Here is a 16,073-nt window from a genome sequence, read left to right on the forward strand (position 1 = left end):
GACCGCGCGAGGCACGGCGTGTCGTCAGCCTCGCGGCCGTGCGGGCGTCGGACGCCAGGGGATCCACCGGCTCAGCGGCGCCCCAGCACCGTGTGCACGATCCCGCGCTGCCAGCCGTCGACGGGCCGGGTGTGCACCTCGCGCAGTCCGGCGTCGCGCAGCCGCTGCTCGAGGCGCGCGAGGCCGTCGAAGGCGAGCACGCTCCGCCACAGGTAGCGGTAGAGCGAGCCGTCGCCCGTGACGCGCCGGCCAAGCGGGATGATCACGGCCCAGCAGACGGCGGTCCACACGACGCGGGCGTAGCCGGAGTCGGCGACCGAGTACTCGTGCACCGCGATCGGCGCGCCGGGCCGCAGGTGCTCGACGAGCACGGCCACGCCCGCATCGCGGTCGGGGAGGTTGCGGACGAGGTAGGCGGCGAGCAGGCCGTCGAACGGGCCCTCGCCGGCCAGCGCGGCGTGCATGTCCTCGGCCCGCGCGTGGACGAAGCGCACGGTGTCCGGCCAGTCCTTCTCCCGGGCCTTCGCGAGCATCTCCGCCGACGCGTCGACCGCGACGATCCGGGCCTCCGGGTAGGTCTCGAGCAGCGCGGACGTCGAGAGCCCCGTGCCGCACCCGACGTCGAGCAGCACGGCGCCGGCGCCGCGGTCGGGCAGGTCGAGGCGACGGGCCGACAGGCGCAGGTGCTCGTGGTAGCCGGGGTTCGCGCCGACGAGGCGGTCGTAGGAGCTCGCGTCCTGGTCGAACTGCGACGACACCCCGGCCGCCGCGGCCGCGCGGTCGAACCGCTGCCCGCCGCGCAGGGACCGCAGCGCCGGCGGGACGAGCGCGGCGGTCGCCGCCGTGAGGGCGAGGACCGCGGCGGTCCGTCGGCGCCGCTGCGACCGGGAGGTGCTCGAGGACGGGATCACGCGGTGCATCCTGCACGGTGCCCCGGACCGGCGCGCGACGGTGCGAGGTGGGGGATCAATTGACGGTGAGTGCCAGCGCGGACGCGACGCCGGCACCACCCCGTGCGCCGTTCGGCTCCGGCAGACGGCGTGTCGCGCGGGCGAGGATGTGGCGATCCTGGCGATCAGTGCCAGCGATGCCGCATCGCTCGTACCGCCCCACGAACCTGAGAACCGCGAACCGCAGACAGCGCAGGGATAGGTCCGATCGGGGGAACCGGGGGCGGGTGGGCGCGCGGCGGGCGCCCGTCGTCGCGCCACGCCACCCCGGGCTCTCAGACGCGCCGGGCTGCTGATCGACGCTGCCTACCGTTCCGCGCCGTGCCGTTGAAGCTGACCCGTGCCCTCTGGACGGCGGCGCTCGCCGCCCTCGTGGTGGTCCCCGTCGCCCTCATGGCCTCCCGCGCCGGCGGGACCTCGGTGATCGGCATGCTCTCGGTCGGGCTCGGACTGCTCGCGCTGAGCCTGCTGATCGTGGTGGTCGTCGTCCCGAGCCGCGTGCGCTCGCTGACCCGGGCGTTCGGGGTCGAGAAGGTGATCGGCCTGCACCGCTGGCTCGGGACGCTGGCGATCCTCCTGGTCGGCCTGCACCTCGTCGTCGCCGTCGTCAACCACCCGATCCTGCTCGACCCCTTCCGGGCGAGCGACGCCGCTCTGGCCGGGTGGACGTCGGTCGGCGCGCTGCTGCTGGTCGGGCTGGTCGCGGTGCGGGGCCGGCGGCCCGGTGCGCGCTACGAGATCTGGGCGCGCCTGCACGTCCTGCTCGCCGCGGCGGCGCTCGTGCTCGCCGGCCTGCACGTGTTCTGGCTGGGCAACCTCGTCACCGACCCGGTGATGCGCGTCGTGCTGTCCGCGCTGGTCCTGGTGCTGCTCGGGGTGCTCGCGCACCGCTGGGTGTGGCGCCCGCTGTTCTCCCGCCAGGGCGCCTACGTCGTCTACGGGGTGCGCCGGGAGAGCCCGACGGTGTCGACGCTCGTGCTCGCGCCCGTGCACCTGCGTCGCGGCGGCCTGCGCTTCTCGCCCGGCCAGTTCGTCTGGCTGCGCCTGCGCCGCGCGGTGGTCGGCACCGAGGAGCACCCCTTCACGATCGCCTCGAGCGCCCGCGTCACCGGCCGTCTCGAGCTCACCGTCCGCGACCAGGGCGACTTCTCCGGGCTGCTGTCCACGCTGCGCACCGGCAGCAAGGTCTGGCTCGACGGCCCCCACGGCTCGTTCACCGACGCCGCGGCCCCCGGGTCGGCGGGCCTCGTGCTGCTCGCCGGGGGCGTCGGGATCACACCGATGATGAGCATGCTGCGCACCCTCGCCGACGGCGGCGACACCCGTACTCACCGCCTCGTCCTCGCCGAGCGCGGCACCGAGCCGCTGTTCGCCGACGAGCTCACCGCCCTGTCCCGGCGTCTCGACCTGCAGGTCACGCGCACGGACGGCCGCCGGATCGACGCCGCGCTGCTCGACGAGGTCCTGCCCGACGACCCCGCCGCGCGCCGCGAGCTCGACTTCTTCGTCTGCGGCTCGCCGTCGGTCACGGCGGGCTCGCTGGCCGCCCTCGACCAGCTCGGTGTGCCGCCGACGCGCATCCACACCGAGCAGTTCGGCTGGTCGGGGGCCATCCCGGTCGCCGACGGCGCGGCGGGGCGCACGAGCACCGAGGTGCCCGCCCCGCGCTCGGGCGGCAAGCACGGCCGCCGCTCGGCACGCACCTGAGGACCGGGCGGAACACCTAGACTCGGGCGCATGGCCGCCGCGACGTTCCACGAACTGCTCCGGGCGCAGATCCGCAACGAGTTCACGGCGTCGCAGCAGTACACCGCGGTCGCCGTCTACTGCGACGACCAGGACCTCCCCCGGCTGGCCGCGCACTTCTACGCCCAGGCGCTCGAGGAGCGGAACCACGCCATGGGCATCGTGCGCTTCCTGCTCGACAACGACCTGCCCGTGTCCATCCCGGGCGTCGACGACGTGCGCGCCGAGTTCGACTCGGTCGAGCAGGTCGTGGAGCTGGTGCTCGAGCAGGAGCGCGCGGTCACCGACCAGATCGCGACGCTGGCGCGCACGGCCCGCGACGAGGGCGACTACCTCGGCGAGCAGTTCATGCAGTGGTACCTCAAGGAGCAGGTCGAGGAGGTCGCCTCGATGACCACGCTCCTGCGCATCGTGCGCCGCGCCGGTGCCAACCTCTTCCACGTCGAGGACTTCGTCGCCCGCGAGATGTCACCCGACCTCGGCACCGACCCCACGGCCCCGCCCGCCGCCGGCGGCGTCGCCGTCCTCGGCAGCGGCGACTGAGCCGGACGACGCCGGCCCGACCCCCAGCACCGCCTCCCGCCCCGCGGGCCGCAGCTCCGGGGCGAGCAGCTCGGTGAGGTGGGTGACGACGCGGACGGTCGCGAGCGCCGCGACGGCCGCCGCGACGTCGGCGATGGCGTGCAGGAGCACCGAGTCCGCGAGCGCCTGAGTGCTCGCGCCCAGGCCGCGCATGACGGCCGCGATGCCGAGCACCACGCTCGCGTCCCACGCCACCCACCAGCGGCGCACCGGCGCCGACGGTCGGGGGCGCTCGTCACGCGGCAGCCCGGAGGCGGCGTGCTCGAGCTCGGTCAGCGCCGACCCGGGAACGGTGAGGTTCGGCCCCGGCAGCACGCTGCCGACGACGACCGCCCGGAAGCGCCGCGCGGGCCGCGTGCCCGACAGCGTCGCGGCGATCCCGCGGGCCCGGTGCAGCCACCACAGGAACAGCACGCCGGTCGCCAGCGCGGCGGCGGGGGCGAGCACGCCGAGCAGGGCGACGAGCGCGTCGGAGGCGGTCACGGGACCGGACGGGAGCGCCGCGCTGCGGCTCGCGACGAGCAGCCCGTAGCGGACGGCCTCGGCGAGCGCCCCGAGCCCGGCGAGCACGGCGGTCACCGTCGCCACCCGCGCGAGCAGATCGCCCGTGCGGCGCAGGACCTCGTCGGGCTCGCGCGGCGGCGCGACCGGCAGGGGGCCCTCGTCGCCCGGCTCGGGGGCGGGCATCCAGCTGCGCAGGCTCCAGCGCGGGGTCGCCCGGTAGCGCGGGGGCCCGGTGTACGGCCGTCGCGGCGTCCGCGGCTCGCGGGGGCGCAGTGCGTCCGGGGGCAGCGCCACCCAGCGCACGCCCGCGAGGACCCGGCCGCAGTGCACGCAGTAGCGGGTCGCCCCCGCGCGCGGCGCACCCGGCGCGTCCAGGGGCGGCTGGGGCCGCCCGCACCGCGGACAGGTCACGGCGCGGCCCTCAGATCACCGCGGCCGGCCCGGGACCCTCGGCGGTCATCGGCCGCCCCTCGGCCTCCCAGGCCAGCATGCCGCCGCTGACGTTGACCGCTTCGTGCCCGCGCTGGACGAGGAACGCGGTGACCTGCGCCGACCGGCCCCCGACCTTGCACACCACGGCGAGCGGGCCCTCGGGGATCTCGTCGAGCCGCCCGGTGATCTGCGACATCGGCAGGTGCACCGCGTCCGGCGCGTGCCCGGCCGCCCACTCGTCGTCCTCGCGCACGTCGAGCAGGGTGGCGCCGGGCGGGATCTGGCCGGGTCCGACCGACGGGGGTCCGGGGTGACTCACGGCGCCCATCCCATCACAGTCCCGGCGAGGCGGCCGTGAGCGGACGCCGGCCGCCGGACGCGACGGAGCCCGCCTCCCCACCCCGGGGAGACGGGCTCCGCAGCGCTGCCGGACCGACGGCTACTCGTCGCTGGCGCTCGCCGCGCCCGCACCGGTCATCGACCGGACCTCCATCTCGGCGAACCGCTGCTCGCTGACGACCTCGCGCGACCCGACGTAGGTGCCGACGATGCCGAGGATGAACGACAGCGGGATCGACACGATGCCCGGGTTCTGCAGCGGGAAGATGGCGGCCTCCTGTCCCAGCGTGACCGGCGAGATCAGGATCAGCCCCACGCAGCTGATCAGGCCGCCGTACATGCTGAACAGCGAACCGGTGGTGTTGAACCGCTTCCAGAACAGCGTGTAGAGCAGCGTGGGCAGGTTGGCCGACGCGGCCACCGCGAACGCGAGCGCCACGAGGAACGCCACGTTCTGCCCGAGCGCGAGGATGCCTCCGAAGATCGCCAGCGCGCCGATCACGACCACCGTGATGCGGGCCACGCGGACCTCACCGCGGGAGTCGACCTCGCCCTTCTTGATGATGTTGGCGTAGACGTCGTGGGCGAACGACGCCGACGCCGTGATCGTCAGGCCGGCGACGACCGCGAGGATCGTCGCGAACGCCACGGCGGCGATGATGGCGAGCAGCAACGTCCCGCCGAGCTCGTAGGCCAGCAGCGGCGCGGCGGAGTTCTCCTCGCCCGGGGCGTTCTGGATGGCCTCCACCCCGCCCGGGACCAGGGCCGGGGCGCCGTACCCGACGACCAGGGTGAACAGGTAGAAGATGCCGATGATCCAGATCGCCCACTGGACCGAGCGGCGGGCCTCCTTCGCGTTCGGCACGGTGTAGAAGCGCATGAGGATGTGCGGGAGGCCGGCGGTGCCGAGGACGAGAGCGATGGCCAGCGAGATGAAATTGATCTTCGTCGTGGTGCTCGTCCCGTACTGGTTGCCCGCGTTGATGAGGTTGTCGGGCGAGGCCGCGTCCGCGGCGCCGAAGAGCGCCGAGAGGTTGAACCCGTAGACGCCCAGGACCCACACGGTGATCACTGCGGTGCCGATGACCAGCAGCGTCGCCTTGATGATCTGCACCCAGGTGGTGCCCTTCATGCCGCCGTACAGCACGTAGACGATCATGATGGCGCCGACGATCACGAGCACGAGCGCCTGCCCGTCGAAGATCGTGTCGGGGTTGTCGTCGATCCCCAGCAACAGGGCGATGAGCCCGCCCGCGCCGGCCATCTGCGCGAGCAGGTAGAACAGTGAGACGACCAGGGTGGAGACGGCGGCCGCGGCGCGCACGGGCCGCTGGCGCATCCGGAAGGCCAGGACGTCGCCCATCGTGAAGCGACCGGTGTTGCGCAGGAGCTCGGCGACGAGCAGCAGGGCGGTCAGCCAGGCGACGAGGAACCCGATCGAGTAGAGGAACCCGTCGTAGCCGTTGACCGCGATGGCACCGGCGATCCCGAGGAACGACGCCGCCGAGAGGTAGTCGCCGGAGATGGCGATGCCGTTCTGCGGGCCGGTGAACGACCGCCCCGCCGCGTAGTAGTCGTTGGCCGTGCGCGGGCCGCGGCTGACGCGGTAGACGACGACCAGGGTGACGACGACGAAGAGCGCGAAGATCGAGATGTTGAGGATCGGCGAGCCGACCTCGGGGGTCGGGGGCGGCGGTGCGGCCGTCGGGGTCCTCACAGCTTCTCCTCCACGCGCAGCCGGAGGCGCTCGGCCTCGGGGTCGAGGTTCTTGTCGGCGAACCGCACGTACAGCGTCGCGATCGCGAAGGTCGACACGAACTGCAGCAGGCCGAACACGAGACCGATGGTCAGGTTCGTGTTGCCGAGCCGGGTGTTCATGAAGCCGGTCGCGAAGTCGGCCAGCAGCACGTAGACCATGAACCAGGTCAGGAAGATCGCGCTCATCGTGAAGATGAAGCCCCGCCAGCGCTTGCGCAGGGCGACGAACTCCGGTGAACGCTGGACCTCCTGGTAAGGGGTCGGGTCGTCGAGCGCGGGCGAGCCACCCTGCCCGTCGTCAGTGGCACTCACGAGGTCTCCGCGGGGTCGTCGGACGTCACGATCGGGGCGAACCTTAAACTGATGTGCATCACACCGCTTACTCCTTTCGTGTGACTACTCACCGCGTTCTCACTCGACCAGCGGCCGAGGATGGGCCGACCGATCGGCGAGCTTCGTCCGGTTCGTCGTATCTCACCGTGCGGAAGCGCCTCGGTACGGAGCGTGCGGGACGGTACGGGAGGCTCAGACCGAGGGCCGGGAGCCGCGCCGGGCGTCGCCCAGTCCGAGGCGTTCCGGGGCGTGCAGGCGCAGCAGCGTGCGCCCCACGTTCGCCGGGACGCGCTGTGGCGTGGACCGGCTGACGACCACCATGACCAGGAAGGTCAGCGGCACCGTGACGAGCGCGGGGCGGGCGAGCAGCACACCCGCCCAGCCCTCGGGGGCGACGCCCGCGAGGGTCGACCCGACCGCGGCGACCGCGACCCCGCCGCCCACGAGCATGCCGACCACGGCGCCGCGGTCGGTGAGGCCCTTCCACCAGATCCCGAGCACCAGCAGCGGGCAGAAGGTGGAGGCCGCGAGCGCGAACGCCAGGGACACCGTGAGGGAGAAGTCGAGGCGGGTCGCGCCGAGCGCCGCGACGATGGGCACCACCCCGCCCACGTGGGCGGCGATGCGGAAGTCCCCCAGCCGGCGGGGCAGCAGGTCCGTCGACAGCACGCCGGCGACGGAGAGCAGCAGGCCCGACGACGTCGACAGGAACGCCGCGAAGGCCCCGGCCGCGACGAGCGCCGCGAGGGCGATACCCGCCCAGCCCGGGAGCGCCGCCGTGGGCAGCAGGAGCACGGCCGCGTCGGTCTCCCCGGTGACGAGCAGCTGCGGCACGTAGAGCCGCGAGAGCACGCCCAGCACCACCGGGAGCAGGTAGAAGCCGCCGAGCATGGCGAGCACGACCACCGTGGTGCGGCGGGCCGCCCGGCCGTCGGGGTTGGTGTAGAAGCGCACGAGGACGTGCGGCAGGCCCATGGTGCCGAGCAACAGGGCCACGATCAGCGAGTACGTCGCGAGCAGCGAGTGCCCGTCCTCGGCGAACCCGGTCAGCGGCGCCGACCACGCCTCACCGTCCGGGTCCGCGTCCGCGACGACGGGGACCGGCGAGCCCGCCGGGAAGCGCAGCTCGGTGCCCGCGTCGACGGTGTGCAGGCCGGGCGCCCAGGACACCGGCCCGTTGATCGTCGCGCCGTCGACCTCCCCGCGGACCCCGATCTCCACCGGCGTCGCGACCTGCAGCGTCACCGGCGTGCTGACCTCGACCGTCGTGACCTCGGTGAACGAGGGCGGCGGGGGCGCGTCCCCGCGCTCCGGCCCGAACGTGAAGACCCCGACGAGCACGAGCACGGGCACGGCGAGCGCGGTGAGCTTGAGCCAGTACTGGAACGCCTGGACGAAGGTCATCGAGCGCATGCCGCCGAAGGTCACGCTGGCGGTGACCACGAGCCCGACGCCCACCACCCCGACCCACGTCGGCCACGTCGTGATGACGGTGAGCGCGAGCCCCGCGGCCTGGAGCTGCGGGAGCAGGTAGAGCCAGCCGATGAGCACCACGAACCAGGTCGTCACCGTGCGCAGCAGCGACGAGTCGAGCCGCACCTCGGCGAAGTCGGGCACCGTGTAGGCCCCGGAGCGGCGCAGGGGCGCGGCGACGAAGAAGAGCAGCGCGAGGTAGCCCGCGGTGAAGCCGATCGGGTACCAGAGCCCGTCGACCCCGTCCTTGAGCACGATGCCCGCGACGCCGAGGAACGACGCCGCGGAGAGGTACTGCCCGGAGATCGCCGCGGCGTTGGCGCGGGTGCCGACGGTGCGCGAGGCGGCGAGGAAGTCGTCGGTGGTGCGCGCGACCCGCACGCCCAGCGAGCCGATGACGATGGTGACGACGCCGACCACGACGACGGCGGCGAGCGCGACGATGCCCGCGAGGTCCACGCGCTCAGTCCTCGACGTTGTCGGCGAAGTCGAGCTCGTTGCGCTCGGCGGTACGGACGTAGAGCCAGGCCAGGGCCAGCATGAACGGGTAGGGCGCGAGGCCCAGGACCAGCCACGGCAGCGTCACGCCCGCGACCTCGAACGACCCGAACCGCGGGAGCACGAGGAACAGCACCGGCAGCGCGCCGAGCACGAACACCGCGACCAGCCCGAGCCGCATCCCGAGCGCGAGCTGCGCGCGCAGGAGGTTACGCAGCAGCAGCTCGCCGGTCTCGGTCTGCTGCTCGATCTCGGCGACGGTGCGCACCGCCCGCGTCGGCACCCGACGCTCGGCGAGCACGACCCGCACGCGCTCCGACCCGGTGTCCGTCCCCTCGCCCATCGGCGGGACCACGACGCCGGGGCCGGTGTGCAGGAAGGCCCCGCCGGGCGCGGCGTTCAGGGGCGTGTCGGTGGTGACGGCGGCCCCGTCGACCCCCCGGCCGTCGGCACCGCGGTGGCCACCCCGGCCGTCGACACCGCCGTCGACACCGCCGTCGACAGCCCGGCCGTCCACGCCCGCGTCGCCGTCGGGCGGCGCGCCCACGGGGGCGGCGAGCGGCATCGGGCCGACGCCGCCCGGCCCCGTCATCGGCGTCGCCGCGAACTGCTCGGTCTCGGCGTCGGGGGCCGCGTGACGGGGGCGGTAGCCGCTCGGCGGGGTGTGCACCGCGCCGGGCTGCTCCGGGCGCGCGTGCCGGCCGTGGCGGCGGGCCACGCCGGGCGGGGGCTGGCCGGGCGAGGCGAACGTCGGGGGCACCGGCCGCCGCGGCGGGTCGGGCACCACGACGGGGGCGCGACCGGTCGGGCCCTGCGGACCCGTCGCCGGTCCGGTGGTGGCGCTCATCGGGCTGGGCGGGGTCGGGACCCCGCTCGTGCGCGGGGCGCGGGACGGGCGCGACCGGCGCACGGTGCCCGTGTCCGGACCCTCGCCCGACCACCCCTCGGAGGTCTCGTGCGGCATCCCGGCACCGACCGGCGCGCTGCCGGCCGGGTCGGCGTGCGCGGCGTCGCCGTCGGGCTGCGGCTCGGGCACCGGGCGCAGGCCCTCGGCGGAGGTGGCCGAGGTGGTGGAGGTAGCGGAGGTGGCCGAGGTGGCCGAGGTGGGTGAGGTGCCCGACGGGGCCGGGTCGGCGGAGCCGTCGCCCGAGCCGGCCCCGGTCCCGTCGGTGGCCCCGTCACCGGCTCCGCCGGTCGGGCCGGACGAGCCGGTCGTGGCGCCGCCGGCCGAGCCTCGTCCGGGACCGTCGGCCCCGTCCGTCCCGGCGGTCTCCGGGACGGGCCCCGGGGCCCGCACCGGACCGCCGGGGGAGGTCACCGTCGGCCCCACGCCTGCTTCGTCGAGCGGACGAGACGGTCCTTGAGCTCGCGGGTGTGCCGGCGGCTGACGGGCAGCTCGGCGACGTCGCCGCCGCTGCCCAGCCGCACGACGTACCCGGAGCCGGCCAGGCGCAGCTCCGTGATGAGCGGCAGCGCGACGAGGTACGAGCGGTGGATCCGCACGAACCCGGCGTCCGACCAGCGCTCCTCGAGCACCGAGAGCGGGATGCGCACGAGGTGGCTGCCCTCGGTGGTGTGCAGGCGCGCGTAGTCGCCCTGCGCCTCGACCCAGCGCACCGTCGAGCGCTGCACCAGCTTCGTGGTGCCGGCGAGCTCGACCGGGATCACCTCGTCGTCGCCCTCCTCGTCGGCGGCGGGCTCGACGGGCACCGTGGTGCCGCGCGAGGACAGGATCCGCGACAGGGACGCGTAGAGGCGCTCGGGGCGCAGCGGCTTGAGCAGGTAGTCGACCGCGCCGACGTCGAACGCCTCGACCGCGCGGTCGTCGTGCGCGGTCACGAAGACGACCGACGGCGGGATGACGTACCGCGACAGGACGTTCGCCAGCTCCAGGCCGTCGAGGCCGGGCATGCGGATGTCCAGGAACAGGACGTCCACGTCGGACTGCTTCGCGGGCGCCGGTAGACCCGCGGGCGGGGTGCCGCCCGAGAAGCCGCCGAGATCCACCCGGTCACCACCGGTGAGGATCCGCAGGGCCGAGATCGAGTCGGAGGCCCGCAGCACGGTGCCCACCCGCTGGTCCTGCTCGAGCAGGTAGGCGAGCTCCATGAGCGCCGGTTCTTCGTCGTCGACGGCGAGTACTACGAGTCCGTCGTTCTCGTTCGTGTTCACTGCCACGCCATCCTGCCCAGCCGAGGTTCGCACGTCCACGATAGGACCCGATCGGCTCGCCACCCTGCCGTGCCCCATCGTCCGCGCCCGGCGTGCCGTCGCCCGATGCGGGCGTGGCGAGCACGGACCACCCGTTCGGGGGGACCTCGTTGGGCCACCCGATCGACGTGACGGGCCGCGCCTCACTCCTGCCCGGGCTCCAGACGCACCGACGCGGCCGCGTCGGCGTCGGCCTGCTCCCACACCGCGGCGCTGTCGCGGACGGCCTGCCGCAGCTCGGCGAGCTCCGCGGCGAGCGCGCGCGCCGCCGGCACCGTGTCCGACATCACGAGCTCGCGGTACCAGGCGGCGATCGCCGCGTTGTCCTCGCCCGACCCGACCGCCAGCGACTCCGCCCCGAGCCCGTCGAGCGCCGCCTGCGCCTCCGTCACACCCTGCTCGAGGGCGTCGACCCTCCCGGCGAACGCGCGCGCCTCGTCCGGGCTCATGGCGGCCTCGCCGCCCGCCGAGCCCGCTGCCTCCCTCGGCGGCTCCGGCGCGCTCATGCGGTGCTCCTTCCGGACGGGCGCGGCACGGCCGCGTCGATCAGCACGGTACGGATGTCGGCGAGCAGTTGTCCGTCGGTCGCGGGAACCAGCAGGGGCGGGCGTGCCGGGGGCGAGCGCAGCACGTGCCGCCCGCGCGGGCCGTCGAGCCAGCACAGCGGCGGGGCGACGCGGCGGGGCACGCCGTCGCGGCGGTCGGCCACCCCGACCTGGGTGACGGCGGTGACGGTGGCGAGGAGGTCCTCGGCGCGGTCGCGGGACCGGGCGGTGCGCTGCGTCGTGGGCAGGTCGGCGGCGGTGGTGCCCACGGGTACCGGCACGGGCGGGCCCTCGCCGGGCGGCACGGGCGGGACCAGCGCGAACAGCGCCTCGGCGAGACCGTCGGGCGGGCAGGGCGACACGCGGACGGGCGCGGCGGCGTGCTCGGGCGACGCGAGCAGCACCGCGGTGCGGCCGTCGGTCAGCGCCACGGCCGCGAGGGGAGCGGTCGCGTCCCGGCGGACCAGGTCCACCGCGACCGCCCAGCCCGCGACCGCCTGCCCGGCGTCGAGGAGCAGCCGCGCGGGGGCGGGCTCGAGCAGGCCGCGGGACCGGAGCGCCTGCTCGGTGGCGGTGCGGTGGCGGCGGACCTCCTCGTCGGTCTCCGCCGACCAGTGCACCGGACGCAGCGGGTAGGGCCACCCGGCACCGCACTGCTCGAGCACCCAGAGCAGCTCGTGACGGTCGAGCACGACGCCGGTCACCGGTCGTCCTGCTCCCCGATCACGGGTGGGGTCACCAGGCGGCGCTCGTCGGGGTCGCCGGTCGGGTCGCGCCACGGGTCGGCGTCGACGAGGTACTCGGGGTGGCGGACCGCGGAGGAGCCGGTGGGCCCGCCCGCTGCCGCGGCGCCGCCCGCCGGCGGGACGAACGGGACGCCGGGTGCGCCCGGGCCGGCGGCGCCGGTGGACGCCGTCGGCGGGCTCCCCGTCGCGGTCCAGCCGACGTCCGGGGGCGCGGCGTCGGAGGCACCGACCGCGGCGCCCGCACCGAGCGCCGGGGACGTGCCCGCGGGTCCGGAGGTGGCCGCGGTGCCCGACGAGGCCGTCCGGGCGGGGCCGTCCGGCGCGGGCCAGCCCGACGGCCCGGCCGGCGAGGAGCCCGGGGACGGAGACGGAGACGGAGACGGGGACGCCGACGCCGACGCCGACGGTCCCGGCCACGGCGGAGCGCCGCTCGACGAGCCCGGCGACGACCCGCTGCCCGGGGGCGAGACGGTCCCGGGCCCGGCGTCGGGCGAGCCCCCGGCACCGGACACACCGCCACCCCCGCGACCGGCGCCGGGCGGCCGCCGCTCGTCCGGGCGCCGCTCGGTCGCTCCCCCGCGACCCGGGCCGACGCCGCCGGCGAGGCGGTCCGCGGGCGTCGGCGCGAACGGCGCTCCCGGCCCGCGTCCGGAGGCGTTGCCGGCGCCGGGCGGCACGGCGGAGCGGGTGCTGCCGGACCGGCCCCCCGGACCGGCAGCACCCGCTGCCGGTCCGGCCCCGCCGCCGGGCCCTGTGCCGGCCGCCGACGCGCGTCCCGGCGCCTCGCCCGTCGCCGGCGGCGTGCCCCCGAGCAGCCGCGTCACGAACCGGCCGACCGCCCCGGGCCGTGCCGGGTCGGCGCGCGCGGCACCGGGCGGAGCACCGGCCGCCGCACCGCCCGGCGGCGCCGCGACCCGGCCGGCGGCGGTCGCGCCCCCGGGCGCACCCCCGAGCGGCCCACCACCGACACCCGGCACCCCGGGCGCCCGCGCCGGACCCGCCGCCCGCGCCAGCACGCCCCCGCGCGCCGTGGCCCCACCGCCCGCCCCGGGGCCCGCCGGCGACGCCATGGCGCCGCGCGCCGTGCCGCCGACCTCGGGCGCGGCGAGCGGTGAGCGCCCGGCGAGTCCGTCGACGGCGGACGGGGCCCCGCGCGCGGCGAGCCCGGTCTGCTCGAGATAGGCCCGGTAGGCGCCCTGGGCCGCGCGCTCCTCGGCCTGTGCCGCCTGGAAGGCCCCGAAGCCGTCGGCGGGGCCACCGGCCGCCAGCGCGCCGGCGAGACCCGGTGCGGCCGGGGTGCGGCCGAGGACGGGCAGCGCGGGCGCGCGCGGCGGCCCGACCAGCGACTGGACGCGGGCCAGCGCGTCGCGGACCCCCTGCAGGCTACCGGCCTGGCCCGTCACGGCGTCGCCGAGGCGGCTCATCCGCGCCACGAGGGTCCGCACGTGCGCGGTGGCCGCGTCGGCGTCACGACCCCGCCACGAGGCGCCCAGCTGCACGTGGGCGCGCTCGAGCCGCTGGGCGGCGGCACGGAGCTCGTCGCCGCGCGCGGCGTGGCGCCGACGGGCCGAGTCGATGGCGGCGGGGTCGGCGCCGTCGTTGACCCAGCGGTGGATGAGCTCGTGGCTCAGGACGGACGTGTCGCGCCCGCCCCACGGGACGTCGGGGACCGGCACGGTCCACCACCTCCCGCACGGGGCCGCCCCGACGGCCGGCCCCCGCCTCGCCCTGACCCCGGGAGCCTAGGTCCGACCGGGCGACGGTGGGTAACGAATGCGGGACGCGTCAGAGCCCGAAGCGGCTCCACAGGGCCCGGTGCTCGACCCACTCGAGCGCCGAGCCCACGGGGTCGGCACCGGCCCCCGCGAGCGGTGCCAGCGGCGCGAGCACCCCGCCCAGCCCGAGGCGTGCGAGCAGCGGGCGGCGCGGCTCGACCGTGACCGGCTCGGCGTCCGGGAAGCGGCGCGCGAGGACCTCGCGCGCCGTGCCCAGCTCGTCGACCAGGCCCAGCTCCCGGGCCCGCCTGCCCGTCCACACCTCGCCCGTGAACAGGTCGCCGGTCTCCTGCAGCGCGTCCCCGCGCCGGGTGCGGACCCACTCGATGAACATCTCGTGCAGCTCGCCCTGCATCCCGAGCAGCCACTCCACGTCCTCGGCCTTCTCCGGCTGGAACGGGTCGAGGCGCGCCTTGTTCTGCCCGGCGGTGTGCAGGCGACGCTCGATGCCGTAGCGCTCGATGAGCCCGGTGAGCCCGAAGCCACCCGAGACGACGCCGATCGAGCCGACGAGCGAGGTCGGGTGGGCGTAGATCTCGTCGGCGGCGCAGGCCAGCCAGTAGCCGCCGGACGCGGCGACGTCCTCGCAGAACGCCAGCACCGGGACCTCGTGCTCCTGGGCGAGGCCGCGGATGCGGTCGGCGACGAGCGCGGACTGCGTCGCCGACCCGCCCGGCGAGTTGATCATGAGCGCGACGGCCTGCACGCGGTCGGCCGTGAACGCGCGGCGCAGGGCGTCCTCCACCGCGGTGATGTTGATGACCGCCCGGGGCACCGGCGCGCTGTTCGCGGCGATCACGCCCTGGAGCCGGACGACGCTCACCGTGCGCTGGCCCGTGGCCGCCGCGAGGGGGCCGGGCAGGACGGACGACAGGGCGGAACCGAGACGCGAGCTCATGCCACCCACGCTAACGGCGATGCGCGGGACCCGGCGGACCGGTGATCAGCTCGACGCGACCACGGCAGCCGGCGGTCACACGCGCACGCCGGCCCGGAACTTCGGGACGCGCAGGATGATCTTCGTGCCGGCGCCGCGCTCGGTCTCCACGATCAGCCCGTAGTCGGGCCCGAACGCCGAGCGCATCCGGTCGTCGACGTTGCCGAGGCCGACGTGCGCCCCCGAGAGGTGCGCGTCGCGGTTCTCCTCCTTGAGCGCCTTCGGGTCCATGCCGACCCCGTCGTCCTCGACGATGATCGTGCACTCGGCACCGGAGTCCTCCGCGGTCAGCGTCACCGTCCCCCCGCCCGGCTTGCCCGACAGGCCGTGGCGCACCGCGTTCTCCACGAGCGGCTGCAGCGCCAGGAACGGCAGGACCACCGAGAGCACCTCGGGCGCGACCTGCACCTTCACCGTCAGCCGCGCGCCGAAGCGGGCGTGCTCGAGGGCCAGGTAGCGGTCGATGTTCTTCAGCTCGTCGGCCAGCGTCGTGTACTCGCCGGCCTGGCGGAACGAGTAGCGCGTGAAGTCGGCGAACTCCATGAGCAGCTCGCGCGCCCGTTCCGGGTCGGTGCGGATGAACGAGGCGACGGTGTTGAGCGCGTTGTAGATGAAGTGCGGCGAGATCTGCGCGCGCAGCGCCCGGACCTCGGCGCGGTTGAGACGAGCGCGGGACTCGTCGAGGTCGGCGAGCTCGAGCTGGCTGGAGACGTAGCGCGCCACCTCGGCCGAGGCGCGCAGCAGCACCGGCCCCGGGGTGTCGGCACTGACCGCGGCCAGGGTGCCCGCGACGTTGCCGTCGACCTCGAGCGGGACGACGACGATGCCGCGCACCGGGCAGTCCTGCGAGCCGCACTCGATGTCCTTGCGGCTGGCCACTTGCTGGCGGCCGGTGCGCATGACCTTCTCGGCGTACTGGCGCACGTCGAGGCTGTGGTGCTCGGCCTCGCCGTCCCAGGCGAGCGGCACGCAGTCCGACCCGGTCATCGACAGGGCCTCGGTGTCGAGCAGCGTGCGCAGGTAGGGCACCGCGAACTGTGCCGACCCCTCGGAGAGCCCCTCGCGCAGCGCGGGCGCGGCGAGCGAGACCGTGTGCAGCGTCGAGAACGTCGCGCGCTCGAGCGGCGAGGCGAACTCGTTGCGCCGCTTCACCCGCCGGTAGACCAGGACGGCGACCACCAGCGCGATCGCCACGCCGACGGCGGCGAGCACGCGCGGATCGGTCAACCAGCTGAACACGACAG

Annotated in this window: 15 protein-coding genes; 2 read left to right on the forward strand and 13 right to left on the reverse strand. The window is 75.7% G+C overall.

All coding sequences use genetic code 11. The features are described 5' to 3' along the window. Positions 1 to 71: 71 nt before the first annotated feature. Complete coding sequence (locus tag ACYX4T_RS18780; RefSeq protein ID WP_476015311.1) at positions 72 to 803, reverse strand: class I SAM-dependent methyltransferase; 732 nt, start codon at positions 801 to 803, stop codon at positions 72 to 74. A gap of 468 nt (positions 804 to 1,271) precedes the next feature. On the opposite strand from ACYX4T_RS18780, the gene ACYX4T_RS18785 reads away from it, so the two are divergent. Further along, complete coding sequence (locus ACYX4T_RS18785; RefSeq protein ID WP_476010802.1) at positions 1,272 to 2,657, forward strand: ferric reductase-like transmembrane domain-containing protein; 1,386 nt, start codon at positions 1,272 to 1,274, stop codon at positions 2,655 to 2,657. A 30-nt stretch (positions 2,658 to 2,687) separates the two neighbouring features. Beyond that, positions 2,688 to 3,239 carry a ferritin gene (locus ACYX4T_RS18790; RefSeq protein WP_476010803.1) on the forward strand — a complete coding sequence of 184 codons (552 nt, stop codon included), beginning with the start codon at positions 2,688 to 2,690 and terminating at the stop codon, positions 3,237 to 3,239. On the opposite strand, the gene ACYX4T_RS18795 is transcribed toward ACYX4T_RS18790, so the two are convergent. From ACYX4T_RS18795 to ACYX4T_RS18850, 12 genes are all read right to left on the reverse strand, one after another. Then, positions 3,165 to 4,193 carry a DUF4328 domain-containing protein gene (locus tag ACYX4T_RS18795; RefSeq protein WP_476010804.1) on the reverse strand — a complete coding sequence of 343 codons (1,029 nt, stop codon included), beginning with the start codon at positions 4,191 to 4,193 and terminating at the stop codon, positions 3,165 to 3,167. The two genes, ACYX4T_RS18790 and ACYX4T_RS18795, sit on opposite strands and share 75 nt — an antisense overlap. 10 nt (positions 4,194 to 4,203) lie before the next feature. Further along, the gene (locus tag ACYX4T_RS18800) at positions 4,204 to 4,542 is read right to left on the reverse strand and encodes a rhodanese-like domain-containing protein (RefSeq protein ID WP_420791610.1); all 339 of its coding nucleotides are present in this window, start codon (positions 4,540 to 4,542) and stop codon (positions 4,204 to 4,206) included. Between the two features lie 111 nt (positions 4,543 to 4,653). Beyond that, complete coding sequence (locus tag ACYX4T_RS18805; protein WP_476010805.1) at positions 4,654 to 6,270, reverse strand: solute symporter family protein; 1,617 nt, start codon at positions 6,268 to 6,270, stop codon at positions 4,654 to 4,656. Continuing rightward, complete coding sequence (locus tag ACYX4T_RS18810) at positions 6,267 to 6,623, reverse strand: DUF485 domain-containing protein (RefSeq protein WP_476010806.1); 357 nt, start codon at positions 6,621 to 6,623, stop codon at positions 6,267 to 6,269. Before ACYX4T_RS18810 ends, ACYX4T_RS18805 begins: the two co-directional genes overlap by 4 nt. 213 nt (positions 6,624 to 6,836) lie before the next feature. Further along, on the reverse strand, positions 6,837 to 8,576 hold the full coding sequence (locus tag ACYX4T_RS18815) for a sodium/solute symporter (protein ID WP_476010807.1): 1,740 nt from the start codon (positions 8,574 to 8,576) through the stop codon (positions 6,837 to 6,839). A gap of 4 nt (positions 8,577 to 8,580) precedes the next feature. Then, entirely contained in the window at positions 8,581 to 9,933 is a 1,353-nt protein-coding gene (locus tag ACYX4T_RS18820; protein WP_476010808.1) for a DUF485 domain-containing protein, read from the reverse strand. Further along, positions 9,930 to 10,787 carry a LytR/AlgR family response regulator transcription factor gene (locus ACYX4T_RS18825; protein WP_274201091.1) on the reverse strand — a complete coding sequence of 286 codons (858 nt, stop codon included), beginning with the start codon at positions 10,785 to 10,787 and terminating at the stop codon, positions 9,930 to 9,932. Before ACYX4T_RS18825 ends, ACYX4T_RS18820 begins: the two co-directional genes overlap by 4 nt. 182 nt (positions 10,788 to 10,969) lie before the next feature. Further along, a complete protein-coding gene (locus tag ACYX4T_RS18830; protein ID WP_476010809.1) occupies positions 10,970 to 11,332 on the reverse strand; it encodes a hypothetical protein in 363 nt (120 codons plus the stop codon). After that, entirely contained in the window at positions 11,329 to 12,075 is a 747-nt protein-coding gene (locus tag ACYX4T_RS18835; RefSeq protein ID WP_476010810.1) for an ESX secretion-associated protein EspG, read from the reverse strand. The genes ACYX4T_RS18830 and ACYX4T_RS18835 overlap by 4 nt, the downstream gene beginning before the upstream one ends. Beyond that, positions 12,072 to 13,793, reverse strand: a complete 1,722-nt coding sequence (locus tag ACYX4T_RS18840; protein WP_476010811.1) for a hypothetical protein — start codon at positions 13,791 to 13,793, stop codon at positions 12,072 to 12,074. The genes ACYX4T_RS18835 and ACYX4T_RS18840 overlap by 4 nt, the downstream gene beginning before the upstream one ends. A gap of 109 nt (positions 13,794 to 13,902) precedes the next feature. Beyond that, positions 13,903 to 14,790: a S49 family peptidase gene (locus ACYX4T_RS18845; RefSeq protein ID WP_476010812.1), complete on the reverse strand. Its 888-nt coding sequence runs from the start codon at positions 14,788 to 14,790 to the stop codon at positions 13,903 to 13,905. 75 nt (positions 14,791 to 14,865) lie between these two features. Next, a complete protein-coding gene (locus ACYX4T_RS18850) occupies positions 14,866 to 16,068 on the reverse strand; it encodes a histidine kinase (RefSeq protein ID WP_274231209.1) in 1,203 nt (400 codons plus the stop codon). Positions 16,069 to 16,073: the final 5 nt, after the last annotated feature.

This window comes from Actinomycetospora sp. ABD4_176, assembly GCF_056311855.1.

Bases quoted from the DNA above. Each gene is read 5' to 3' on its own strand.
- ACYX4T_RS18790 (WP_476010803.1), top strand. From the start codon at position 2,688: ATGGCCGCCGCGACGTTCCACGAACTGCTCCGGGCGCAGATCCGCAAC.
- ACYX4T_RS18800 (WP_420791610.1), bottom strand. From the start codon at position 4,542: ATGGGCGCCGTGAGTCACCCCGGACCCCCGTCGGTCGGACCCGGCCAG.
- ACYX4T_RS18830 (WP_476010809.1), bottom strand. From the start codon at position 11,332: ATGAGCGCGCCGGAGCCGCCGAGGGAGGCAGCGGGCTCGGCGGGCGGC.
- ACYX4T_RS18845 (WP_476010812.1), bottom strand. From the start codon at position 14,790: ATGAGCTCGCGTCTCGGTTCCGCCCTGTCGTCCGTCCTGCCCGGCCCC.